The organism is Streptomyces triticirhizae, assembly GCF_003696235.1.
GTDB classification, from domain to species: domain Bacteria; phylum Actinomycetota; class Actinomycetes; order Streptomycetales; family Streptomycetaceae; genus Streptomyces; species Streptomyces triticirhizae.
On sequence record NZ_RFFJ01000023.1, the window covers coordinates 12,184 to 34,593 of the forward strand.

23 protein-coding genes are annotated in these 22,410 nt (G+C 72.8%); 7 read left to right on the forward strand and 16 right to left on the reverse strand.

Features of this window, described 5'->3' with window-relative positions; genetic code table 11:
- The gene (locus EBN88_RS06995) at positions 1-639 is read left to right on the forward strand and encodes a hypothetical protein (protein ID WP_147472669.1); all 639 of its coding nucleotides are present in this window, start codon (positions 1-3) and stop codon (positions 637-639) included.
- A gap of 19 nt (positions 640-658) precedes the next feature.
- Here the strand turns inward: EBN88_RS06995 and EBN88_RS32345 are convergent, their stop codons facing one another.
- Together EBN88_RS32345 and EBN88_RS07005 are read right to left on the reverse strand one after the other, a co-directional pair.
- A complete protein-coding gene (locus EBN88_RS32345) occupies positions 659-1,669 on the reverse strand; it encodes an LppU/SCO3897 family protein (protein WP_122182940.1) in 1,011 nt (336 codons plus the stop codon).
- A gap of 211 nt (positions 1,670-1,880) precedes the next feature.
- Positions 1,881-2,834: a LysR family transcriptional regulator gene (locus EBN88_RS07005; RefSeq protein ID WP_122182941.1), complete on the reverse strand. Its 954-nt coding sequence runs from the start codon at positions 2,832-2,834 to the stop codon at positions 1,881-1,883.
- A 111-nt stretch (positions 2,835-2,945) separates the two neighbouring features.
- Here EBN88_RS07005 and EBN88_RS07010 point away from each other — a divergent pair, with 111 nt between their 5' ends.
- Genes EBN88_RS07010 through EBN88_RS07020 form a run of 3 tightly spaced genes read left to right on the forward strand, consistent with a single transcriptional unit; the run spans position 2,946 to position 6,408 of the window.
- Positions 2,946-3,650 carry a succinate dehydrogenase cytochrome b subunit gene (locus tag EBN88_RS07010; protein ID WP_122182942.1) on the forward strand — a complete coding sequence of 235 codons (705 nt, stop codon included), beginning with the start codon at positions 2,946-2,948 and terminating at the stop codon, positions 3,648-3,650.
- Positions 3,647-5,668: a fumarate reductase/succinate dehydrogenase flavoprotein subunit gene (locus tag EBN88_RS07015; RefSeq protein WP_122182943.1), complete on the forward strand. Its 2,022-nt coding sequence runs from the start codon at positions 3,647-3,649 to the stop codon at positions 5,666-5,668. The genes EBN88_RS07010 and EBN88_RS07015 overlap by 4 nt, the downstream gene beginning before the upstream one ends.
- The gene (locus EBN88_RS07020; protein ID WP_122182944.1) at positions 5,665-6,408 is read left to right on the forward strand and encodes a succinate dehydrogenase/fumarate reductase iron-sulfur subunit; all 744 of its coding nucleotides are present in this window, start codon (positions 5,665-5,667) and stop codon (positions 6,406-6,408) included. The genes EBN88_RS07015 and EBN88_RS07020 overlap by 4 nt, the downstream gene beginning before the upstream one ends.
- A 41-nt stretch (positions 6,409-6,449) precedes the next feature.
- On the opposite strand, the gene EBN88_RS07025 is transcribed toward EBN88_RS07020, so the two are convergent.
- The 3 genes from EBN88_RS07025 to EBN88_RS07035 are packed head-to-tail and all read right to left on the reverse strand — an operon-like array spanning position 6,450 to position 9,597.
- Positions 6,450-7,364 carry a carbohydrate ABC transporter permease gene (locus EBN88_RS07025; protein WP_122182945.1) on the reverse strand — a complete coding sequence of 305 codons (915 nt, stop codon included), beginning with the start codon at positions 7,362-7,364 and terminating at the stop codon, positions 6,450-6,452.
- A gap of 5 nt (positions 7,365-7,369) precedes the next feature.
- A complete protein-coding gene (locus tag EBN88_RS07030; protein WP_122182946.1) occupies positions 7,370-8,284 on the reverse strand; it encodes a carbohydrate ABC transporter permease in 915 nt (304 codons plus the stop codon).
- Positions 8,281-9,597, reverse strand: a complete 1,317-nt coding sequence (locus EBN88_RS07035) for an ABC transporter substrate-binding protein (protein ID WP_122182947.1) — start codon at positions 9,595-9,597, stop codon at positions 8,281-8,283. Before EBN88_RS07035 ends, EBN88_RS07030 begins: the two co-directional genes overlap by 4 nt.
- A gap of 249 nt (positions 9,598-9,846) precedes the next feature.
- Here EBN88_RS07035 and EBN88_RS07040 point away from each other — a divergent pair, with 249 nt between their 5' ends.
- On the forward strand, positions 9,847-10,905 hold the full coding sequence (locus EBN88_RS07040) for a LacI family DNA-binding transcriptional regulator (RefSeq protein WP_122182948.1): 1,059 nt from the start codon (positions 9,847-9,849) through the stop codon (positions 10,903-10,905).
- A 44-nt stretch (positions 10,906-10,949) separates the two neighbouring features.
- Positions 10,950-12,866 carry a glycoside hydrolase family protein gene (locus EBN88_RS07045; protein WP_122182949.1) on the forward strand — a complete coding sequence of 639 codons (1,917 nt, stop codon included), beginning with the start codon at positions 10,950-10,952 and terminating at the stop codon, positions 12,864-12,866.
- 200 nt (positions 12,867-13,066) lie between these two features.
- Here the strand turns inward: EBN88_RS07045 and EBN88_RS07050 are convergent, their stop codons facing one another.
- The 3 genes from EBN88_RS07050 to EBN88_RS07060 form a co-directional block, all read right to left on the reverse strand.
- The gene (locus tag EBN88_RS07050; RefSeq protein WP_122182950.1) at positions 13,067-13,564 is read right to left on the reverse strand and encodes a hypothetical protein; all 498 of its coding nucleotides are present in this window, start codon (positions 13,562-13,564) and stop codon (positions 13,067-13,069) included.
- Positions 13,565-13,887: 323 nt separating this feature from the next.
- Entirely contained in the window at positions 13,888-14,145 is a 258-nt protein-coding gene (locus tag EBN88_RS07055; protein WP_147472670.1) for a WXG100 family type VII secretion target, read from the reverse strand.
- A gap of 130 nt (positions 14,146-14,275) precedes the next feature.
- Complete coding sequence (locus tag EBN88_RS07060; RefSeq protein WP_122182952.1) at positions 14,276-15,121, reverse strand: NmrA family NAD(P)-binding protein; 846 nt, start codon at positions 15,119-15,121, stop codon at positions 14,276-14,278.
- Between the two features lie 101 nt (positions 15,122-15,222).
- Between EBN88_RS07060 and EBN88_RS07065 the strand changes: the two genes are divergently transcribed.
- Positions 15,223-16,119 (forward strand): AraC family transcriptional regulator, encoded by an 897-nt coding sequence (locus EBN88_RS07065; RefSeq protein ID WP_122182953.1) that lies wholly within the window; start codon positions 15,223-15,225, stop codon positions 16,117-16,119.
- A gap of 431 nt (positions 16,120-16,550) precedes the next feature.
- Here the strand turns inward: EBN88_RS07065 and hisF are convergent, their stop codons facing one another.
- The 8 genes from hisF to hisD are packed head-to-tail and all read right to left on the reverse strand — an operon-like array spanning position 16,551 to position 22,341.
- The gene (gene hisF, locus EBN88_RS07070; protein WP_122182954.1) at positions 16,551-17,321 is read right to left on the reverse strand and encodes an imidazole glycerol phosphate synthase subunit HisF; all 771 of its coding nucleotides are present in this window, start codon (positions 17,319-17,321) and stop codon (positions 16,551-16,553) included.
- Entirely contained in the window at positions 17,321-17,728 is a 408-nt protein-coding gene (locus EBN88_RS07075) for a Rid family hydrolase (protein WP_122182955.1), read from the reverse strand. Before EBN88_RS07075 ends, hisF begins: the two co-directional genes overlap by 1 nt.
- The gene (gene priA, locus EBN88_RS07080; protein ID WP_233580511.1) at positions 17,725-18,492 is read right to left on the reverse strand and encodes a bifunctional 1-(5-phosphoribosyl)-5-((5-phosphoribosylamino)methylideneamino)imidazole-4-carboxamide isomerase/phosphoribosylanthranilate isomerase PriA; all 768 of its coding nucleotides are present in this window, start codon (positions 18,490-18,492) and stop codon (positions 17,725-17,727) included. Before priA ends, EBN88_RS07075 begins: the two co-directional genes overlap by 4 nt.
- A gap of 5 nt (positions 18,493-18,497) precedes the next feature.
- Positions 18,498-19,145 (reverse strand): imidazole glycerol phosphate synthase subunit HisH, encoded by a 648-nt coding sequence (gene hisH / locus EBN88_RS07085; RefSeq protein WP_122182956.1) that lies wholly within the window; start codon positions 19,143-19,145, stop codon positions 18,498-18,500.
- 4 nt (positions 19,146-19,149) lie between these two features.
- The gene (locus EBN88_RS31170; protein WP_199742286.1) at positions 19,150-19,308 is read right to left on the reverse strand and encodes a hypothetical protein; all 159 of its coding nucleotides are present in this window, start codon (positions 19,306-19,308) and stop codon (positions 19,150-19,152) included.
- On the reverse strand, positions 19,305-19,895 hold the full coding sequence (hisB, locus tag EBN88_RS07090) for an imidazoleglycerol-phosphate dehydratase HisB (protein WP_122182957.1): 591 nt from the start codon (positions 19,893-19,895) through the stop codon (positions 19,305-19,307). Before hisB ends, EBN88_RS31170 begins: the two co-directional genes overlap by 4 nt.
- On the reverse strand, positions 19,892-21,007 hold the full coding sequence (locus EBN88_RS07095) for a histidinol-phosphate transaminase (RefSeq protein WP_122182958.1): 1,116 nt from the start codon (positions 21,005-21,007) through the stop codon (positions 19,892-19,894). The genes hisB and EBN88_RS07095 overlap by 4 nt, the downstream gene beginning before the upstream one ends.
- On the reverse strand, positions 21,004-22,341 hold the full coding sequence (gene hisD / locus EBN88_RS07100) for a histidinol dehydrogenase (RefSeq protein WP_122182959.1): 1,338 nt from the start codon (positions 22,339-22,341) through the stop codon (positions 21,004-21,006). The genes EBN88_RS07095 and hisD overlap by 4 nt, the downstream gene beginning before the upstream one ends.
- Positions 22,342-22,410 lie beyond the last annotated feature (69 nt).

Below are 22,410 nucleotides of genomic sequence, written 5' to 3' on the forward strand. Positions count from 1 at the left end.
GTGACGGATGTGACGGGTGTGACGGCGGTGAACGAGGCGCGGGGCGGGTCCTCCGGCGGCGCGGCCCCCGGCGGGCCGCCGGAGAGGTTCGGGCGGCTGGCGCTCTTCGGCGAGGTGGTGATCGTCGGCGTGGTGGTCGCGGTGCTGGCCGTTCCGCTGGTCACGCTGCTGCCCGCGCTGGCCGCCGGAGTCGCCCATCTGCGGCGCCAGTTGACCGGCCACAGTGTGCGGATGGCCGATCTGGCGCGGGACTTCGCCGTCGCGCTGCGGGAGCTGTGGCCGCTGGCGGCCGGCGCGCTCGGCGGCGCGCTGGTGCTGCTGTGGAACCTGTCCCTGGCCCAGGCCGGGCTGGTGCCGGGGGCCGGCGGGCTGCGGGTGCTGACCTGGGCGCTGCTGCTGGCACTGGCGGTCCTGCTGCTGCGGGTGGCCGCCGCCTGGCGCCCCGGGTGCGAACGGGCGGCGCTGCTGCGGGCGTCGGCGGAGCGCGCGGTGCGCGACCCGGCCGGCTCGACGCTGCTGGCCGTCGGGGTGCTGCTGTGCGGGGTCTTCGTGTGGATGCTGCCGCCGCTGGCGCTGCTGGTGGGCGGCCTGCTGTCCCTGGCGGCGGTGGGCGTCGCGGCCCGGGCGGCGACGGCCTGAGGCCGGGGTGGTCGGGCGGTCAGCCGTTCAGCCAGCGCCAGCAGATCGTGTAGCCGAGGTCGGGGAAGTCCTCGTTCCGCCAGGTCGCCCAGGCGTCCGGGGCGCAGAAGTCCGCGTCCGCGTAGTCGCTGGTGCGGCCGGTGACATAGACGTTGGCCCTCTCGCAGTCGGCGAAAGTGAAGGTGGGTGACTCCACGGAGCCGGTCATCGCGAGGCAGGTGTTGAGGTGGGAACGGCCGGCGTCGTCGGGGTAGTTCATCCGCAGGCAGAGCCGGACGTCCAGCTCGGGCCGCCAGCCGGACACCGTGAAGGAGCGCCCGTAGTACCCCGGCGTCGAACGGTCGCAGTCGTCCCAGGAACTCTCGTTCTCCAGCCGGCCGGCGACCGTGAAGTTGCCCGTCTGGCAGGAGGTCTCCTCCCACCGCGCGTCGTCGCCGGAGCCGCCGTAGACGCAGTCGCCCACGGCGGCGTGGTAGGCGCTGCCCGCGCCGTGCCGGTAGGCCAGACACAGCGTGAGGTCGTAGCCGTCGTAACGGACGGCGCGGTCGAGTTCGGCGCCGTTCACATAGTCCCGGCAGTCCGCGCCGGCCGGGACGACCTCGCGCACCTCGAACACGCCGTCGCCGCAGGTCGCGGGCGCCAGGTCGGGGGCGTCCGGCGTTCCCCCTTCGGCGAGGCAGTCGCCCGGGGCGGCGTCCCTGACGGGGTCGGGCGCCTCGGGCTCGCGGGCGTCGCCGTCCGGGTCGGGCGGCGGGTCCACCGGGTCGGAGGGTGGATCGACGGGGGGCGGAGCGAAGGTCGGGGCGGGCGAAGCGGCGCCGCCGGTGCTGCCTCCCTCGCCGCCCCCGCCGCCCCCGCCGCCCCCGCCGTCCTCGGCGAACGCGGCGAAGATGAGCACCAGGGCGGCGATCAGGGCGATGGCACAGCCGGCACCGCCCCCGTTCGACCGGCGTCGACGGCCCCCTCCCCCGCCGCCTCCCCCGAACAGGCCACCGTCATCGACGAATCCGTCGTCACCACCGTCGCTCACGACCGATCTCCTCCCAGCGCACCCGCGAACTCCCGGGCCCAGCACGGCCGTTAGGCTCCCCCGCTCCATGGTCGCCGCCCTCCACAGGTCCTGTCGAGAGGCGGAGCCTCGGGCCGGCGGACCCGGCCGGGGCTCGCGCCGCCCTCGGCGGCGGGCCGACGTCCGTTCCCGCGACACGTCGCCCCACGCCGCGCCGGGCCGGGGCCGTCCGTCAGGGCCCGGCCGGCCCCAGGCCGCTGTGGGCGAGGATGATCCGCCGCAGCTCGCGGGCCGCCCTGGGCGGGGAGACGTCGCCCCGGTGGGCGAGCGAGATCGTGCGGTTGAGCCCCGGCGGGACGAACCGCGTCGTCCGCAGGCCGGAGCGTTCGGCCACCATGCTGGGCACCACCGCCAGGCCGAGCCCGGCGCGAACGAAGCTCAGCACGGCGTCCATCTCGCCGCCCGCCACGCTGAAGCTCGGCTCGAAGCCGGCCGCGTGGCAGGCCGCCAGCGTCAACTCCCGCAGGTCGTACCCGTGTCGGAACATCACCAGCGGCCGGTCCCGCAGCTCCTCGATCGCGATGGGCCCGTCCGGCAGCGGCCCCCGTTCCACCGCGCCCGCGCCACCCGCACCCGCCGAGCCCGAGCCGGTGGGCGGCACGTCGGCCGGGGGCGAGATCACGACCAGTTCCTCGCGGAGCAGCTCCCGCGTGGCCAGCGCCGGCGCCTGCCCGGTGAGCGGGGTGATCACCAGCGCGAGGTCCAGCTCGCCGGCGGCCAGCGCGCGCACCAGGTCCTGGGAACCGTCCTCGTGCACCAGCAGCTCGATCCCCGGGTAGCGGTCGCGGAAGTCGCGCAGCACGTCGGGCACCAGGCTCGCGCACAGGCTGGGCGGCGCGCCCAGCCGCACCCGCCCGCGCCGCAGCTGCGCGACCTCCTGCACCTCGCGGCGCGCGGTCTCCGTGTCGGCCAGGATGCGGCGGGCCAGCGGCAGCAGCGCCGTCCCGGCGTCGGTGAGCGAGATGTGGCCGCGCGCCCTGTGGAACAGCTCGGCGCCCAACTCCCGTTCCAGCGCCCTGATCTGCTGCGAGAGGGACGGCTGGGAGACATGCTCCCGGCTGGCGGCCCTGGTGAAGTGCCGGGTCTCCGCCACCGCCGTGAAGTACCTGAGCTGCTGGAGCTGCACCCCGACCTCCCTGATCGGCGAGAGACGATCCCTTCGATAGCCGCAGCCTATCGAAAGCACTCGATCTATGTCTTGGACCGATGCCGCCTCCCCTCCCTACCGTCGGGTGCCATGGCACTGGCGACGCGCACCGAACGCCGCCCACCGACCGTGGTGCGGTTGTGGCGTTCCACCATCGGCAAGAAGACGGTGATGGCCGTCAGCGGCGCGATCATGCTGCTGTACCTGGTCTTTCACATGCTGGGGAACCTCAAGGTGTTCTTCGGCCCGGACGAGATGAACGGCTATGCCCACTGGCTGCGCACGATCGGCGAGCCGGTGCTGCACCACGAGTGGTTCCTGTGGCTGGCCAGGGTCGGGCTGCTGGCCGCCGTGCTCGCCCACGGCGTGGCCGCCTACCAGCTGAGCCGCCGCGACCTGGCGGCCCGCCCGGTCGGCTACCGGCACCGGCGGGCCCGGACCAGCTACGCGACCCGCACCATGCGCTGGGGCGGGGTGATCCTCGCGCTGTTCGTGGTCTGGCACATCCTGGACCTGACCACCGGCCATGTGAACCCGAACGGGGAGTCGGGCCGCCCGTACGAGAACGTCGTGGCCACGTTCAACACCTGGTACGGCAACACCATCTACGGCGTGGCGATGGTCGCCGTCGGACTGCACATCCGGCACGGCTTCTTCAGCGCGGCCCAGACGCTGGGCGCCGGCTCGGCCGCCCGGGACCGGGCGCTGCGGCTGACCGCGAACGGGCTGGCGCTGGTGTTGACCCTCGGCTTCCTCGCGGTGCCCGTCGGCGTGATGACCGGAGTCGTGGAATGAGCGGCGGCGCCCGGAGCGGGCCCCACGTGAGAGGACGTGAGACGGTGACCGAGACGACAGGACCCGAGCCCGGCCCCGGCTACGCCGACTACCGGATCGGCGACCCGCTGGTCGACGGGAAGGCGCCCGACGGGCCGATCGAGGAGCGCTGGGCCAGGCGCCGCTTCGAGGCGAAGCTGGTCAACCCGGCCAACCGCCGCAAGCACACGGTGATCGTCGTCGGCACCGGCCTCGCCGGCGGGGCCGCCGGCGCGACGCTGGCCGAACAGGGCTACCGCGTCGTGCAGTTCTGCTACCAGGACTCGCCGCGCCGGGCGCACTCCATCGCGGCCCAGGGCGGGATCAACGCGGCCAAGAACTACCGCAACGACGGCGACTCGGTGCGCCGCCTCTTCTACGACACGGTCAAGGGCGGCGACTTCCGCGCCCGGGAGTCCAACGTGCACCGGCTGGCCGAGGTGTCGGTGGAGATCATCGACCAGTGCGTGGCGCAGGGCGTGCCGTTCGCCCGGGAGTACGGCGGGCTGCTGGACACCCGTTCGTTCGGCGGGGTGCAGGTCTCGCGGACGTTCTACGCCAGGGGGCAGACCGGGCAACAGCTGCTGCTCGGCGCCTACCAGGCGCTCTCCCGGCAGATCGCGGCGGGCAACGTCGAGATGCGTCCGCGCACCGAGATGCTGGACCTGATCGTGGTGGACGGCCGGGCGCGCGGGATCGTGGCCAGGGACCTGGTGACCGGGCGGATCGACACCTACTTCGCCGACGCCGTGGTGCTGGCCACCGGCGGCTACGGCAACGTCTTCTACCTGTCCACCAACGCCAAGAACTCCAACGCCACCGCGATCTGGCGGGCCCACCGGCGCGGCGCCTACTTCGCCAACCCGTGCTTCACCCAGATCCACCCCACCTGCATCCCGCGCTCCGGCGACCACCAGTCGAAGCTGACGCTGATGAGCGAGTCGCTGCGCAACGACGGCCGGATCTGGGTGCCGAAGGAGCCCGGCGACACCCGCGCCCCGGCCGACATCCCGGAGGAGGAGCGGGACTACTACCTGGAGCGGATCTATCCCTCGTTCGGCAACCTGGTGCCGCGCGACATCGCCTCCCGCGCCGCCAAGAACGTCTGCGACGAGGGGCGTGGCGTGGGGCCGGGCGGGCAGGGCGTCTACCTGGACTTCGCCGACGCCATCGCCCGGCTGGGCCGGGACGCCGTCGAGGCCCGCTACGGGAACCTCTTCGAGATGTACCAGCGGATCACCGACGAGGACCCCTACCGGGTGCCGATGCGGATCTACCCGGCGATCCACTACACGATGGGCGGGCTGTGGGTGGACTACGACCTGGCCACCACGGTCCCCGGCCTGTTCGCGATCGGGGAGGCCAACTTCTCCGACCACGGCGCCAACCGGCTGGGCGCCTCCGCGCTGATGCAGGGCCTCGCCGACGGGTACTTCGTGCTGCCGGCGACGCTCGCCGACTTCCTGGCGCGGCACCCGCACGACGAGGTGCCGGCCGACCATCCGGCGGTGACCGACACGGTGGCCGAGGTGACGGACCGGCTGTATCTGCTGCTCTCCAACAACGGGGACCGCTCGCCGGACTCGTTCCACCGGGAGCTGGGCGAGCTGCTGTGGGACGAGTGCGGGATGGCCCGCTCGGAGACGGGGCTGCGCAAGGCGCTGGAGCGGATTCCCGCGCTGCGCGCCGAGTTCTGGCGGCGGGTGCGGGTCCCTGGCAGCGGCGCCTCGCTCAACCAGTCGCTGGAGAAGGCCAACCGGATCGCCGACTATCTGGAGCTGGCCGAGCTGATGTGCCTGGACGCGCTGCACCGCGCCGAGTCCTGCGGCGGCCACTTCAGGGAGGAGAGCCAGACCCCGGACGGCGAGGCGGCCCGCAGGGACGAGGAGTTCTCCTACGCCGCGGCGTGGGAGTTCACCGGCCCCGGCACCCCGCCGGTCCTGCACCGGGAGGCCCTGGAGTTCTCCTACGTCCACCCCACCCAGCGGAGCTACGCGTGAAACTCACCCTGCGCATCTGGCGCCAGTCGGGCCCCGAGGACCCGGGCGCGCTGCGGACCTACGAGGTCGACGGGATCACCCCCGAGATGTCGTTCCTGGAGATGTTGGACACCCTCAACGAGGAGCTGATCGAACGGGGCGAGGAGCCCGTGGCGTTCGACCACGACTGCCGGGAGGGCATCTGTGGGGCGTGCGGGATGGTGATCAACGGCGAGCCGCACGGCCCGGACCGGACCACGACCTGCCAGCTCCACATGCGGCACTTCGAGGACGGCGCGACCGTGGACATCGAGCCCTGGCGGGCGGCGGCGTTCCCGGTGGTGAAGGACCTGGTGGTGGACCGTTCCTCCTTCGACCGGGTGATCGGCTCCGGCGGCTACATCACGGCGCCGACCGGGAGCGCGCCGGAGGCGCACGCCACGCCGGTGCCGAAGGCGGCGGCGGACGCGGCGTTCGAGCACGCGGAGTGCATCGGCTGCGGGGCGTGCGTGGCGGCCTGCCCGAACGGCTCGGCGATGTTGTTCACCTCGGCGAAGGTCGTGCACCTCAACTCCCTTCCGCAGGGCGCCCCGGAGCGGGAGACCCGGGTGCTGGACATGGTGGAGACCATGGACGCCGAGGGCTTCGGCGGCTGCACCAACACCGGCATGTGCACGACGGTCTGCCCGAAGGGCATCCCGCTGTCGTCGATCTCCACCATGAACCGCGAGTATCTGCGCGCCCTGCGCAAGGGCGCGTGACGCCCGGCCGGCGGGACCCCTGTCGCCCCGCCGGCCGGGCGTCAGCCCTTGACCGCGCCGCTGGCCAGCCCCGCGACGTAGAAGCGCTGGAGCGCGACATAGAGCACCACGCACGGCACCATCGCGATCACCGCGCCGGCCGCCAGCAGGCCGAAGTCGACCTGGCCGTAGGTGCCCTGCTGGAGGTTGGCCAGCGTCACCGGCAGGGTGTAGAGGTCCTGGTCGGTGAGGAACGTCAACGCGCCGAGGAACTCCGTCCAGGAGACCAGGAACGCGTAGAGCGCCACGGTGGCCGCGCCCGGGGTGACCAGCGGGCGGAGCACGGAGAGCAGCATCCGCAGGGTGCCGGCGCCGTCCATGTATCCGGAGTCCTCCAACTCCTGGGGCACGGAGGCGAACGCGTTGCGCATCACGAAGACGCCGAACGGCAGGTTGACCGTGGAGTAGAAGAGCACCAGGCCGAACAGCGAGTCGGTCAGGCCCATGGTGTTCATCTGGAGGTAGAGCGGCGTGAGGATGGCCTGGAACGGGACCATCATGGTGAGCACCAGCACGCTGAACAGCCCGCCCCTGCCCCGGAAGGCGAAGCGCGCGAAGCCGTAGCCGGCGAGGGTGGCCAGCAGCGCGGTGAGCGCGGCGGTGGCCAGCGAGACCAGCAGGCTGTTGAGGATGGGGCGGGCCAGCTGGCCCTGGTCGAGCAGGGCGGAGAAGTTCTCCGTCGACCAGTCGAAGAACGTGTCCAGGGTGGGGCGTTCGACGATCACCGCGTTGGACTGGAGCGAGCGGGCCAGCGCGAAGGCCAGCGGCACCAGGAAGACGAGCGCGGCACCGCCCCCGCCCAGCAGGTAGAGGGTCCGCTTCAGCCGGGGCTCGCTGTCCCGACTGACGGCGCGCGGGGAACGTCCGCGCGCGGAACCCGCCCGCGCGGCGGGGCGGTTGGCGACGTTGGTGGTCATGCGGATCAGTCCCTCTCGCGGAACAGCCAGAACTGCACGGCGGTGATGACGGCGATGATCGCCACGAGGATCAGCGACATCGCGGCGGAGGCGCCCAGTTGGAGGTCGATGAAGGCGCGCCGGTAGATGGACATCACCACGGTGGTGGTGTCGGAGCCGGGGCCGCCCTGGGTGAGGATGTAGAACTGGCTGAACGCCAGGAACGAGCCGATCACCGAGATCACCGTGGCCAGCACCAGGGAGCGGCGCACCATGGGGAGGGTGATGTGGCGCTCGGTGCGCCACCAGCCGGCGCCGTCCAGTTCGGCCGACTCGTAGACCTCCCTGGGGATGGCCTGCATGGCCGACATCAGCAGCACCATGGTGAGCCCCGAGGTGCCCCAGACGACCAGGACCACGATCAGCCCGGTGGCCAGCGGCCCGTCGACCAGCCAGGCGGTGCTGCCGTCGGTGATGCCCAGCGCCCGCAGCACCAGGTTGACGCCGCCGCTGTTGGGCTGGGCCTCAAGCAGCATCACGAAGCTGATGGTGGTGAGGCCGATGATGTACGGCAGGAAGAAGATGGTGCGCAGCAGCGTCGAACCGCGCCGGTTGGAGCGCACCAGCACCGCCAGCGTGTAGCCCAGCAGCAGGATCGGGACGGTGACGATCGCGGTGTAGAGCAGGGTGTAGAGGATGGACCGGCCGAACACCGGGTCGGACCAGGCCAGTTCGTAGTTGCGCAGCCCGATGAACTCGTAGTCGCCGATGAGCGGGAAGTCCGTCATCGACATGTAGACGGCGACCACGAGCGGGGTGAAGACGAAGACCACCACGAAGAGCACGGCCGGCAGCACCAGCGCGAGTCCCGTTCTGGCCGGGTGGGTGAGCGATCCGGAGCGGCGCTCCGGCGGTCGGGTCCTGTCGGTGGTGGTACTCACGCGTCCCCCTGTCGCAGGATCTCGTCAAAGCGGGGTTGGGCGGCCGCCAGGGCCCGGTCCACGTTCCCTCCGAAGACGGCCTCGCGGATCATGGCCAGCCAGGGGCCGTCGTTCTGGTTGTAGATGCGGGCGTAGGCAAGGGAGAGCGGGGCGTAGCCGGCGTCCAGTTCCAGCAGCGGGGGCGCCGCCAGCGGGTAGCTCGCGCGGAACTCGTCGGTGGCGGCGTCGGAGCGGACCGGGATGTAGCCGGTCTCGGGGAGGGCGGTCTGCTGCTCCAGTTCCAGGCAGAACCGCACGAACTCCCAGGCGGCGGCCGGGTTGTCGGAGCCGTTGGGCAGGCAGAAGTTGTTGCCGCCGTCGAAGAACGAGCGCCCGCCGTCGGGCCCGGCCAGCAGCCGCACCCCGCACTGGTCGAGGAGTTCCTCCGAGGCGTCGGGGGTGACGATGCCGAAGCCGCAGGGCATCATCCCGATCCGGCCGGCCTGGAACTGGGAGGCCCAGCGGGAGCCGTCGTCGGAGTCGATGGCCGGCGGGGTGAGGCCCTCGTCCCACAGGGCGCGGAGGAACTCCAGGGTGGCGCGCAGCGGTTCGTTGTCCACGATGTTGCCGCGCTGGTCGCCGATCTCGCCGCTGATCAGGTCGGTGCCGGCGGCCCAGACGTGCGGCTGGACGGTGAAGGCCAGCGCGCCGGCGGAGTTGCCGGGGAAGAACCAGCCGTGGATGTCGTCGCCGAGCGAGGAGACCGCGCGGGCCGCCTCAAGATAGCCCTCGAAGGAGCCGGTGACCTGGTCGATGTCCACGCCGGCGCGCTCGAAGAGGCCAACGTTGCACCACAGCGTCGAGTTGTCGCCGAGCGAGGGGGCGCCGAAGTAGCGGCCGTCCCGCTCGACGAGGGCGAGGTGGCCCGGGCTGAGCCGGTCGCGGTACGGCAACTCCTCGATCAGCGGGGTGAGGTCGGCGAAGACGCCACGGTGCACGAAGAGCGCGGAGTTGATGTCGTCGATGTCCACCAGGTCGGGCACCCGGCCGCCCCGGATCGCGGTGGCCAGCTTGGTGACAAACTGTCCGTCCGGAACGGGGGTGAGGTCGACGCGGATGCGGTCCTGGGCGGCGTGGAAGCGGTCGACGATCCGCTGGGCGGTGGGCAACAGGCCGCCGCGCGACCAGAGTTTGACCGTGCCGGACGGCTCGGCCTCGGTGAACTCCGGTCCTGTGACGTCGATCGGCGGTGGCGAGGTGGCGCACGCGCTGAGCAGCGCGCCGGCGGCTCCGGCCCCCATCAGCCTGAGGAACTGTCCCCGGGTGAGCCCCATCGTTGCCCCACTCTCTTCTCCCGGCCGTGTCGTCAGCGATGTCGCCCTGGGCGGCCGAAACCCGCGTCGGTCGGAGACTTCGGAAATTCAGGAAACCGATGTCCGGGACCCTAGGAGCCATCCGCGAACCCCGTCAACCCTCTGTTACGCCCGGATATTAAGGATGTGAACCATCCCGAGACATCCCTGGACAGCGACCATCACCGCACTGCTACTGTTCGAAGGAACGAGCGGAAACTCGGAGGAATCATGAAGCGCGATGCCAGGCCCGAGGCCGGGCGCGACGCCAGGATCGTGCGCATCACCGATGTGGCACGCGCCGCCGGCGTCTCACCGAGCACGGTGTCCAAGGCACTCAACGGCTCAGGCTCGCTGCGGGAGTCCACCCGCGAGCGGGTGCGCGACGCCGCCGAACGGCTCGGCTTCGTCTCGGACGCCGGCGCGCGCGCCCTGTCCATGCGCCGCACGTTCATCGTCGGCCTGCTCTCCACGGACAACGTGGGCCGGTTCAGCCTTCCCGTGATGCTCGGCGCCGAGAACGCGCTCACCGTCGGTCAGATCTCCACCCTGGTGGCCACCGCCCGGAAGGGCTCGGTCCAGGAACAGCACCATCTGCGCACCCTGGTCGCCCGCCGCGTGGACGGCATCATCGTCACCGGCAAGGCGACCGACCACCGGGAGCCCATCTCCGTTCCGGTGCCCGTGGTCTACGCGCTGGCACCGTCAACCGACCCGGACGACATGTCCGTCGTTCCGGACGACGCGGCCGGGATGCGGCTGGTGGTCGACCATCTGCGCACCCTGGGCCACCGCCGGGTCGCCCATGTCGGCGGCCGTCCCGAACACCGCACCTCCCAGGTGCGGTTGGCCTCGCTGCGCGCGGCGCTGGACGAGGCCGGGATGGAGCTGGTCGGCGAGCCGCTCCTCGGCGAGTGGAGCGAGCCGTGGGGGCGGCAGGCCGTCGACGTGCTGCTGCGCGGAGGCGGCGCCGAACGGCCGCCGATGACCGCCGTGGTCTGCGCCTCCGACCAGCTGGCCCGCGCGGTGGGCGACCGGCTGCGGGAGCGCGGCGTCCGCGTTCCGCACGAGGTCGCCGTCACCGGCTATGACAACTGGCAGGTCATGTGGGAGGCCAGCCGGCCGCCGCTGACCACCGTGGACATGGAGCTGGAGACGCTGGGCCGCCGCGCGGCGGAACGGCTGCTCGCCGCGATCACCGCCGATCCGGAGAACCACTCCACCGACCGAGGCATCGAACTCGTCCCACCCCGGCTGGTGGTGCGCGGCTCGTCCATGGCGGACGACTAGCCGCGCACCCCGGCCCCCCTCAACGCGAAGGACTCGATCAGCACATGGGTATCCGTCACACCCCGCTCGCCCTGGGCGAGATCCGGCCCGCCGGCTGGCTGCGCCGCCAACTCCGGCTCCAGGCGGAGGGCCTCACCGGCCGGGTGGAGGAGATCTGGCCCGACCTCGGCCCCGAATCCGGCTGGCTGGGCGGCCCGGGCGAGGACTGGGAACGCGGCCCCTACTACCTCGACGGCCTGGTGCCGCTGGCCCATGTGCTGGACGACGAGGCGCTGCGCGAGAAGGCGTCGAAGTGGATCGAGTGGATACTGGCCAGCCAGCGCGACGACGGCGGGTTCGGGCCCGAGTCCAACGACGACTGGTGGCCCCGGATGGTCGCCCTCAAGGTGCTGGTCCAGCACGCCGACGCCACCGGCGACGAGCGCGTTCCCGGCTTCCTCGCGCGGTACTTCGCCTACCAGTTGGAGCACCTGCCGGGCCGCCCGCTCGCCGAGTGGGGCGCCGTCCGCGCCACCGAGAACGTGCTGGCCGCGCTCTGGCTGCACCGGCGCGACGGCGACCCGCGCTGGCTGGAGCTGAGCGAACTGCTGCTGGAGCAGAACGCCGACTGGGTCGGCTACCTGACGGGCGAGGACCTGATCACCGGGCCCGCCACCGTCTTCGCGCACCTCACCCACGGGCCCAACGTGGCCATGGGCCTGAAGGTGCCCGCCGTCCGCGCCCTCCTCGACGCCGCCGGCCGCTCCGGCACCGGAACCGGAGAACCCGACCGCTCCGGCGCCGCAGCCGGAGAACCCGACCGTTACGCCGAACTCACCGCCAGCCTCGCCGCGTTGGACCGCTGGCACGGCCAGGTGCACGGGATGTTCTCCGGCGACGAGTGGCTCGCCGGCCGGGAGGCGCACCACGGCATCGAGACCTGCCAGGTGATGGAGTACCTGTTCACCCTGGAGCAGTCCGCGCTCGCCTTCGGCGAGGGAACGCTCGGCGACCTCGCGGAGCTGGTCGCGTTCAACCACCTCCCGGCCGCCTTCGATCCGGAGATGCGCTCCCACCAGTACCACCAGCAGGCCAACCAGATCGCCGCCAACATCGCCGAGCGACGCTGGACCCTCAGCTCCGACGACGCCAACATCTTCGGTCTGGAGCCGCACTTCGGCTGCTGCCTCGCCAACATGCACCAGGGCTGGCCCAAGTTCGTCGCCTCCCTGTGGATGCGGTCGACCGAGGACAACGGGCTGACCGCGTTCGCCTACGCGCCCAGCACGCTGCGCACCACGGTGGACGGCACCGAGGTCACCGTCGAGCAGACCACCGACTACCCGTTCGACGAGACCGTCCGACTCGACCTGACCGTCTCGGCGCCGGTCCGCTTCCCGCTGCGGCTGCGCGTGCCCGGCTGGTGCCGCGACGACGCGACCCTCACCGTCGACGGCGAAACGGTCACCCTCTCCGCCGGCGCCGACGGCTACGCCGTTCTCGACCGCACCTGGTCGGGCGGCGAACGGATCGAACTCACCCTCCCCATGCGGCTGCGCAAGGAACGCCGCGAGCGCGGCGCGCTCGGTCTCCGCCTCGGCCCCCTGGTGCTGGTCGCGGCGCTGCCGGAGTCCTGGCGCCCGCTGCCGAACGCACGCGGCCTGGGCGAGTGGGAGGTGCTGCCGCTCTCCTCCTGGAACTACGGCCTCTACCTCGGCGACGGGCTGGAGAACTGGCCGATCGAACGCGCCCCCGTCCCCGAACTGCCCTTCGGCAACAGGGATGTCGCGGTCACCGTGCGCGGCCGGGGCGCGCGGGTCTACTCCTGGCGCGTCGAGGAGAACTCGGCCGCCGTCCCGCCGGACAGCCCCGTTCTCGTCGGCTCCCCCGTCGGCGAGCTGCGCCTGGTCCCCTACGGCTGCGCCCGCATCCGCCTGGCCGAACTCCCCACCGTTTTGCCGGCCAACCTCGACGCGCCCTGACCCCTGGCGCCGGCACCCCGACCGGCGACCATCCCCGGATGACCACCGGCACCCCCGTCGGAAGCCTGTGCACCGTGACCGAACCGGAGACGAGCGAGAACGCGCGAGCCGTCGCGGTCGGTCCCGGTCACGAACGAGCACGCCAAGAAGAAGCAAGACAAGAAGGAGCACCGGAAGCTCCCGGTGACCGACGACGGCGGTCACCGGGAGTCTCTCCCCTGCGGACAGGGCGCCGTCTCCACCACCCGCCCCACCTGCCACCGCGCCTCCTCCCACCGCGCCGCCCGAACATCCTCGGCCGCACCACCGACACAGCGACCAACGGCCCTCCGCGCCTCCCTGGCGACGGAGACACACGAGAGGCGACGACGCATCGTGTGCGACCCGGCAATGCCGGCCTCCGCCAAGAGATCCCAGGAGCTGGCCTCTACGGCCGACCGCACGACGTCTCGCATGTCATCCGACTCCCGCCCACTGGCGACCACAAGCCGGGCATGTTCCCTCCAGGCGGCGATCAACCGTTCGTGCGCCTTCCCCAACGCCAGCGCCTCCGTCAACGCCGCCAGCAGTTCCAGGCAGTGCGGGAGGTTGTCACGATCCGTCCGATCGCCGAACCGCTCCACGACATGCTCCGCGAAATCCAGCGCCAGCAGCCGTTGATGCCTGTCATCGACCTGCGACAACAGGTCGTTGAGCACTTTCAAAACCGGTGCTGCGGATGAGGCCCCGCACCCGGCCGTAGGCCGCCCGCATCCCGTCGCCGAGCGCGGACCGACCGCGCCGGGCAAGACCCAACACCCCGCGCCCCATGCCGCGCAGACCCGTCGTGGCCAGACCTCGCAGCCCTCGGGCGAGGCCGCTCGGCCTCGTCGCCGGCCCGGCCCACCCAGTCCTGCGCGTCGCCCAACGCTGCCTGGGCGCTGACCAGATCCGCCTGCGCGGAGATCGCCCGGTCCAGCGCCCGGTCCGCCATGCCCTGCGCGGTCTGGAGCTTGGGCCAGTAGGTCTGGAGCGCCCGGGATCACAGAGCGTAGGAGTTCTCCAGCTTGGTCAGGTTGTCCGGAACACCGTCGAACTCGCGGCGGAACGCGTCCGCCGAAAGACCCGACCAGTCCAGCAGTGCCCGTTCGCTGGCCAGGCCCCTGATCCCGCCCAGCGCCTTCCCCACGTCGTCGGCGAACTCCTCCAGTTCGTCGGCGAGTTGCCGCATCTCCTCCGGATCACCCGGAGTCGGGTCCCGGTCCATGTCCACCGGAGACCAGTCGGCCGGACGTGCCATGAGCCACCCCCGCTACGCGTATCCCCTGGAGCCGTTCGGCTGCCCCTGGTAACACCAACTGCCCCACGCGGCGCCGCCTCATGCGCCCTGGCGGGCCGGCCGGGGCGGGGCCCGGCCGGCCGATGCGGCGTCAGGCCCAGGCGCCGGCCTTGGCGGCCTCGGTGGCGTAGGACTCGAAGGAGATCGGCTCGCGGCCCAGGACCTCCCGAACCCCGGGGGCGGGTTCCGCGAGGTGGCCGGCGCGCATGACCTCGAAGATCGTGCCGAGTTCGGCGGCCGTCTCCTCCGGCACGCCCTCGGCGCGCAGCTCCGCCTGGTACTCCTCGGGCGTCAGTTCCACGAAACGGATCTCCCGTCCGGCCGCGCCCGCGATGACCGCCACCGCCTCGTCGAAGGTCAACGCCCGTGGCCCGGACACGTCATACGCCCGGCCGTGGTGCCCGTCCTCGGTCAGCAGCGCGGCCGCGACGGCGGCCACGTCCCGGGTGTCGACGAAGGGCTCCGGCACGCCGCCCGTGGGCAGCGCGAGCCGACCGGCCAGCAGGGGCGGGAGCCAGTAGTCCACGTCGAAGTTCTGGTTGAAGTTGTTGGCCCGGATGATCGACCACTCGACGCCCGACTCCCGCACCGCGCGCTCCCCCGCCGCCACCGTGGGAAACATCGAGGCGCCGACCTCGGGCGGGTAGCGGTCCATCCCCCGCCCGGAGAGCGTCACCAGCCGCCGCACCCCCGCGTCCACGGCCAGCCGGACGAAGTCCCGCGTCGCCTCGGAGCCGCCCGGGATCAGATAGACCGCCGTCGCCCCCTTCACCACCGCCGGCCAGGTGTCCCGGTCGGACCAGTCGAACCGCACCTCGCCCGAGCGGGACGCCGGCCGCACCGCGTGCCCTGCGGCGCGCAGGTCGCGCACCAGCCACCGCCCGGTCTTGCCCGTGCCGCCCAACACCACGATCTCGTCGTTCTTCTCGTTCGTCATGGCCCCAAGTCAAGTCGCCCGGTGCGGCTTTGGGCATGGCCGACGGTACGCGGAACATGTCCGCCCGTCCGGCCGTTGACCCCTCCGAGATGGATACTCACGTGGATGCCTACGACGAACTGCTCCGAGGCGTCCGGACGGACCAGGTCCGCTTCCGGCGCGTCGAGCTGACGCCGCCGTGGACGCTGCCGTTCGACGCCGAGGCGTCCCTGACGCTCGTCACGCCGCTGGGCGGGGAGGGCTGGATCGAGGGCGACGGCGCCCCGCGAAGGATCGCCGCCAACGAAACCGTCGTCGTCCGGGGCCCCGGCGGCCTCCGGCTGAGTGACCGCCCCCGGGGCAACGGCGCGCCCGCGCCGGCCGGTCCGCCCGGGCCGACGGCGCTGCTGGTCGGCACCTACCGGGTGTGGGGCCAGGTGTCGCGGCGGCTGCTCGACCTGCTGCCGCCGGTCGTGGTGGTGCCCTGCCAGGACGGCTGCTCCCCGCTGCTGGACCTGTTGAACGCGCGGATCGCCGACGGCCGGCCGGGCCGGGACGCGGTGCTGGACCGGCTCCTCGACTGGCTGCTGGTCTGCGTGCTGCGCGGCTGGTTCGACCAGCCGGCGGCGGCCGACGTCAACTCACCCGCCCTGCTGCGGGCGTTGAGCGACGAGGCGGTGGGCCCGGCGCTGCGGGCCATGCACGCGGCGCCCGCCGAGCCGTGGACGCTGGTCGCGCTCGCGCGGGAGGCGGGCGTCTCGCGGACGACCCTGGCCGGCCGCTTCACCCGGCTGGTGGGCGAGCCGCCGCTGGCCTACCTCACGGAGTGGCGGATGGCGCTGGCCGCCGACCTGCTGACGGAGTCCACGGCACCACTGGCCTCGGTGGCCCAACAGGTTGGCTACGCCGACGCGTTCAGCTTCAGCACGGCGTTCAAACGCCTGCACGGCATGAGCCCCAGCGCCTACCGCGACTGCGTCCGCAGCCCGGAGTGCCACGCGGAGAAGCAGCCCGGTTAGGCCGGAGTAGTGGGCCCGTTCCCCCGGGCCCCTTCCCGGGCCGGGTGCGTTACGGCGACACGCGTCAGTCTCGCTGTGCTGGCCGGCCCCGGAACCGGCTGAGGCCGGCCATGGCAGCCGGCCACGGAGAAGCACTCCACCTCGCGCGGCGGCGCCGGCGCTGCCGGCGGGACGGCGCCGCCGAACCGGACACCCGGCCCGACGCGGCGACGACGCGACGCCACCCGTCGAACGCCCCCGCCGCCAGGGCGGGTTCGGCCGCGCCACCGCCCGTGTACCCGCACGCCGGGCCGAATCCAGGAGCGGACACGGCACCATCCGTGCGACGGCCCCCCGCGACAACCGCGCCGGCGCCACCGGGCGCGACGTCCCGCCGAGCCCGGCCCGCCCCCCGGGCCGGGCCGCCGCCCCGAAGGGCCGGCGGCCAGCGCCTAGCGCACCGCGTGCCCCGCCCCCCGCAGGGTCTGCTTCACCTCGCCGATGCGCAGGTCGCCGAAGTGGAAGACGGACGCCGCCAACACCGCGTCCGCGCCGGCCTCGATGGCCGGCGGGAAGTCCGCCAGCCGCCCGGCGCCGCCGGAGGCGATCACCGGAACGCCGACCCTGGCACGCACCGCCGCTATCAGCTCCGTGTCGTACCCGTCCTTCGTCCCGTCCGCGTCCATCGAGTTCAGCAGGATCTCCCCCGCCCCCAACTCGGCCGCGCGCGCCGCCCAGTCCACCGCGTCGATCCCGGTGCCGCGCCGCCCGCCGTGCGTGGTGACCTCGAAACCGGAGGCTGTCTCCGTGCCCGGCTGGCAGCGCCGGGCGTCGACGGAGAGCACCAACACCTGGCGGCCGAAGCGCTCGGCGATCTCCCGGATCAGCTCCGGCCTGGCCACGGCCGCCGTGTTGACGCCGACCTTGTCGGCGCCGGCTCGCAGCAGCCGGTCCACGTCGTCGGTGGTGCGGACCCCGCCGCCCACCGTCAGCGGGATGAAGACCTGCTCGGCGGTCCGGCGCACCACGTCGTAGGTGGTCTCCCGGTTCCCCGATGAGGCGGTGATGTCCAGGAACGTCAACTCGTCGGCGCCCTCGGCATCATAGACCTTGGCCATCTCCACCGGGTCGCCCGCGTCCCGCAGGTTCTGGAAGTTGACACCCTTGACCACCCGGCCGGCGTCCACGTCGAGACAGGGGATCACCCGCACCGCGACGCCCATCAGGAATCGCCTCCCCGCGCGCCCAGAAACGCCTCCAACTCGACCTGCACCAGCACCCGGGAGTCGGGGAAGCCGACCACCAGCACCGTGCAGACCGGCCGAACCTCGCCGAACACCTCGCGGTGCGCCCGGGTCGCGTCCTCCGCGTCCCGGCCGTGCGCCAGGTACAGGCGGGTCCGCACCACGTCGGCCACGCCCAGCCCGAAGGGCTCCAGCGCGGCCACCGCGTCGGCCAGCGCCGAACGCGTCTGCTCGTACGGGTCCCCCAGCGCGGCGGCGCCGGCCGCCGGCGGCAGCGTGCCGCCGACCAGCACCAGCGGCCCGGCGGCGACCGCCGTCGCGGCGCCCACCGTTCGCTCCCACCCGCCGTCGCCGCCCACGCGGCGCGGCTCCGTCGGCCCGCTCATGCGGCGGCCACCGTCTCCAGCGCCTCCTCCAGCGTGAACGCCCGGGCGTAGAGGGCTTTTCCGACGATGGCGCCCTCCACGCCCAGCGGCACCAGCTCGGCGATGGCCCGAAGGTCCTGGAGCGAGGAGACCCCACCGGAGGCCACCACCGGGCGGTCGGTGGCGGCGCACACGTTCCGCAGCAGGTCGAGGTTGGGGCCCTGGAGGGTGCCGTCCTTGTTGATGTCGGTCACCACATAGCGGGCGCAGCCCTCGGAGTTGAGCCGTTCCAGGGTCTCGTAGAGGTCGCCGCCGTCCCGCGTCCAGCCGCGCCCGCGCAGGGTGGTGCCCCGCACGTCGAGGCCGACGGCGATCCGGTCGCCGTGCTCGGCGATCGCCTTGGCGACCCACTCGGGCGACTCCAGGGCGGCCGTGCCCAGGTTGACCCGGGTACAGCCGGTGGCCAGCGCGGCGGCCAGGGTGTCGTCGTCCCTGATGCCGCCGGACAGCTCGACGTGGATGTCCATGGCGGCGGTGACCTCGGCGATCCTGGCCCGGTTGTCGCCGGTGCCGAACGCCGCGTCCAGGTCCACCAGGTGGAGCCACTCGGCGCCGGCGCTCTGCCAGGCGAGGGCCGCGCTCAACGGGTCGCCGTAGGAGGTCTCGGTGCCGGACTCGCCGTGCACCAGCCGGACCGCCTGCCCGTCGCGAACGTCGACGGCGGGCAGCAGCTCCAGCGAGCGGGGGGTCTTCTCGTTCTCGGTCACGGGGTCCTCGGAGGTCACGGGGCTCACAGGGTATCGATCCAGTTGGTGAGGAGGCGGGCGCCGGCGTCGCCGGACTTCTCCGGGTGGAACTGGGTGGCCCACAGCGGGCCGTTCTCCACGGCCGCGACGAAGGGCCGGCCGTGGGTGGCCCAGCTGACCCTGGGCGGCTCGATGGCGGCGCTGCCGGAGGGCGGCAGCGTGAAGTCGTGGACCGCGTAGGAGTGGACGAAGTAGTACCGCTCCTCGGGGCCCAGCCCGGCGAAGAGCCGGGAGCCCTCGGCGACGTCCACCGTGTTCCACCCCATGTGCGGCACCACGTCGGCCTTCAGCGGGCCGACCGTGCCGGGCCACTCGGCGAGGCCCTCGGTCTCGACGCCGTGCTCGATGCCCCGGGCGAAGAGGATCTGCATCCCGACGCAGATCCCCAACACCGGCCGGCCGCCGGCCAGTCGGCGCTCCACGGCCCAGTCCCCGCGCGCCTCGCGCAGGCCCGTCATGCAGGCAGCGAACGCGCCGACGCCGGGCACCAGCAGCCCGTCGGCGGCCAGCGCGGCGTCCAGGTCGCGGGTGATCTCCACGGACGCGCCGGCGCGCGCGACCGCGCGCTCGGCGGAACGGACGTTGCCGAAGCCGTAGTCGAAGACGACCACGGACTTGCGTGGACCGCTCACCTGCTCACACCTCCAACCGCAGCACGCCCGCCACCAGGCACAGCGCGCTGGCCAGCGCCAGCAGCACGATCACGCCCTTCGGCAGGCCCTGCCTGGCGAACGAGTAGACGCCGGTGCCGAGGAACAGCCCGGCGGCGATCAACAGGGTGGACGTGGCGTTCACAGGGCGCCCTTGGTGGACGGGATGCCGGTCTGCCGGGGGTCGATCTCGCTGGCGTAGCGCAGCGCCCGGGCGAGGGCCTTGAACTGGCACTCCACGATGTGGTGGGCGTTCCTCCCGTAGGGGACCTCGACATGCAGCGCGACCTGCGCCTGGGCCACGAAGGACTCCAGGATGTGGCGGGTCATGGTGGTGTCGTAGGAGCCGATCATGGGCGCCATGCCCGCCGGCTCGGAGTGCACCAGGTACGGGCGGCCCGACAGGTCGACGGTGACCCGCGCGAGGGACTCGTCCAGCGGGACCGAGGCGTTGGCGAACCGGACGATGCCCCGCTTGTCGCCGAGCGCCTGCCGGAACGCGGCGCCCAGCGCCAGCGCGGTGTCCTCGATGGTGTGGTGGCTGTCGATGTGCAGGTCGCCCTCGGTCTTGACGGCCAGGTCGAACAGGCCGTGCCGGCCGAGTTGGTCCAGCATGTGGTCGAAGAAGCCCACCCCGGTGGACACCTCGACCGCGCCCGTGCCGTCCAGGTCGATCTGGACGGTGACCGAGGTCTCCTTGGTGGTGCGTTCCACGCGACCCACGCGGCTCATTCGTTGATCTCCTTAGTGACTGCGCGTACCGCGTCGAGAAACGCGTCGTTCTCCGCCCGGGTGCCGGTGGTGACCCGCAGCCGTCCGGGCACGCCGTTGTCCCGCACCAGCACCCCGTGGTCCAGCAGCCGGCGCCAGACGTCAGCCGCGTCGGCGAACCGGCCGAACTGAACGAAGTTCGCGTCCGACTCGGTCACGTCGAGGCCCATCGCCCGCAACTCCGCGACCACCCGGTCCCGTTCGGTCTTCAGCTCCTCCACATAGCCGAGGAGCGTCTCGGAGAACTCCAGCGCGGCGTGGGCGGTGGCCTGCGTGATCGCCGACAGGTGGTAGGGCAGCCGCACCAGCTGGACCGCGTCCACCACGGCCCGGTCGGCCGCCAGATAGCCCAGCCGCAGGCCGGCCGCGCCGAACGCCTTGGACATGGTGCGGGTGAAGACCAGCGTGGGCCGGCCCTCGATCAGCGGCAGCGTGGAGGGGCGGTGGCTGAACTCCGCGTACGCCTCGTCCACCACCACCAGCGCGCCCCGGCCGCCCTTCGCCTCCTGCGCCGCCTCGTGGAGCGCCAGGATCGTCCCGGCCGGCAGGGCGGTGCCCGTCGGGTTGTTGGGCGAGCAGAGAAAGACCACGTCGGGCCGGTGCTCGCGGACCACCGCGACGGCGGCCTCGACATCGATGTCGAACTCCTCGGTGCGCGGCCCGGAGATCCACTCCGTTCCGGTGCCCCGGGCGATCAGGGCGTGCATCGAGTACGAGGGGTCGAAGCCGAGCGCGGTGCGGCCCGGGCCGCCGAACGCCTGGAGCAGCTGCTGGAGCACCTCGTTGGAGCCGTTGGCCGCCCAGACCTGGGTGGGCTCCAGCGGGTGCCCCGTGGTCTCGGTGAGGTAAGCGGCGAGCTGGGTGCGCAGCACCACCGCGTCCCGGTCCGGGTAGCGGTTGAGCGTGCGGGCGGCGTCGGAGACCCGCTCCGCGATCCGCTGGACGAGGGCCTCGGGCAGCGGGTGCGGGTTCTCGTTGGTGTTGAGCTGAACGGGGACGTTCAACTGGGGCGCGCCATAGGGGGACTTGCCGCGCAGCTCGTCCCTGATGGGCAGATCGTCGATGCGGGTCACTGGCGGGGCGGAACCTTCCACTCGAACCTGGCCTTGACCGCCGAGCCGTGCGCCGGCAGGTCCTCGGCCTCGGCCAGAGTGACGACCTCGGCGGCGACCTCGGCCAACGCCTGGCGGTCGTACTGAACGACGTGGATGCCGCGCAGGAAGGACTGCACGGACAGACCCGAGGAGTGGCAGGCGCAACCCCCGGTCGGCAGCACGTGGTTGGAGCCGGCGCAGTAGTCACCCAGGGAGACCGGGGCGTGCGGGCCGACGAAGACCGCGCCCGCGTTGGTCACCCGGGCGGCGACCTCGGCGGCGCGCTCCGTGTGGATCTCCAGGTGCTCGGCGGCGTAGGCGTCGACCACGGCGAGGCCCTGGTCGAGGTCGGCGACCAGCACGGCGCAGGACTGCCGGCCGGTGAGGGCGGCGGTGATCCGCTCGTGGTGCTTGGCGGCCGCGACCTGGCCGGCCAGCTCGGCGTCGACCGCGTCGACCAACGCCTCGGAGGGGGTGACCAGCACGGCGGCGGCCAGCTCGTCGTGCTCCGCCTGGCTGATCAGGTCGGCGGCGACGAGCGCCGGGTCGGCGGCCGCGTCGGCGAGGATCGCGATCTCGGTGGGTCCCGCCTCGGCGTCGATGCCGATGACGCCCTTGAGCAGGCGCTTGGCGGCGGCCACATAGACGTTGCCCGGGCCGGTGACCAGCTTGGCGGGACGGCACTCCTCGGTGCCGTAGGCGAACATCGCGATCGCCTGGGCGCCGCCGGCCGCGTGCACCTCGTCCACGCCGAGGAGCGCGCAGGCCGCGAGGATCGTCGGGTGCGGCAGGCCGTCGCTCCACTCGACGCCCGGGGTGCGCTGCGGCGGTGAGGTGACGGCCAGCGAACCGACGCCGGCCTCCTGGGCCGGCACCACGTTCATCACCACGGAGGACGGGTAGACGGCCTGGCCGCCAGGGACATAGAGGCCGACCCGCTCGACCGGCACCCAGCGCTCGGTGACCGTGCCGCCGGGAACGACGCGCACCGTGTGGTCCTCGCGGCGCTGCGCGCGGTGCACGAGGCGCGCCCTGCGGATGGACTCCTCCAGGGCGGCGCGGACCGCCGGGTCCAGCTCGTCGAGCGCCCGCCGGAGCGCCTCGGCGGGCACCCTGGTGCGGGTGAGGGAGACGCCGTCGAACCGTCGGGCGTAGTCGATCAGCGCCGCCGTGCCACGATGGCGCACGTCCTCGCAGATGGGCCGCACCTTCTCCAGGGCGGCCTCGACGTCGAGTTCGGCGCGGGGCAACAGCTCGCGGCCTACGGCCTCCGGGGAGGAGGCTTCGGCCCGCAGATCGATTCGGTTCAGCACGCGTCCCAGTCTCGCAGACGGGTCCGACAGCCTCGCGGCACGTTTCACGATGCGGTCCCGGAGGTCCGG

Bases quoted from the DNA above. Each gene is read 5' to 3' on its own strand.
- EBN88_RS07010 (WP_122182942.1), top strand. From the start codon at position 2,946: ATGGCACTGGCGACGCGCACCGAACGCCGCCCACCGACCGTGGTGCGG.
- EBN88_RS07015 (WP_122182943.1), top strand. From the start codon at position 3,647: ATGAGCGGCGGCGCCCGGAGCGGGCCCCACGTGAGAGGACGTGAGACG.
- EBN88_RS07025 (WP_122182945.1), bottom strand. From the start codon at position 7,364: ATGACCACCAACGTCGCCAACCGCCCCGCCGCGCGGGCGGGTTCCGCG.
- EBN88_RS07035 (WP_122182947.1), bottom strand. From the start codon at position 9,597: ATGGGGCTCACCCGGGGACAGTTCCTCAGGCTGATGGGGGCCGGAGCC.
- EBN88_RS07040 (WP_122182948.1), top strand. From the start codon at position 9,847: ATGAAGCGCGATGCCAGGCCCGAGGCCGGGCGCGACGCCAGGATCGTG.
- EBN88_RS07045 (WP_122182949.1), top strand. From the start codon at position 10,950: ATGGGTATCCGTCACACCCCGCTCGCCCTGGGCGAGATCCGGCCCGCC.
- EBN88_RS07055 (WP_147472670.1), bottom strand. From the start codon at position 14,145: ATGGCACGTCCGGCCGACTGGTCTCCGGTGGACATGGACCGGGACCCG.
- EBN88_RS07060 (WP_122182952.1), bottom strand. From the start codon at position 15,121: ATGACGAACGAGAAGAACGACGAGATCGTGGTGTTGGGCGGCACGGGC.
- hisF (WP_122182954.1), bottom strand. From the start codon at position 17,321: ATGGGCGTCGCGGTGCGGGTGATCCCCTGTCTCGACGTGGACGCCGGC.
- EBN88_RS07075 (WP_122182955.1), bottom strand. From the start codon at position 17,728: ATGAGCGGGCCGACGGAGCCGCGCCGCGTGGGCGGCGACGGCGGGTGG.
- hisB (WP_122182957.1), bottom strand. From the start codon at position 19,895: ATGAGCCGCGTGGGTCGCGTGGAACGCACCACCAAGGAGACCTCGGTC.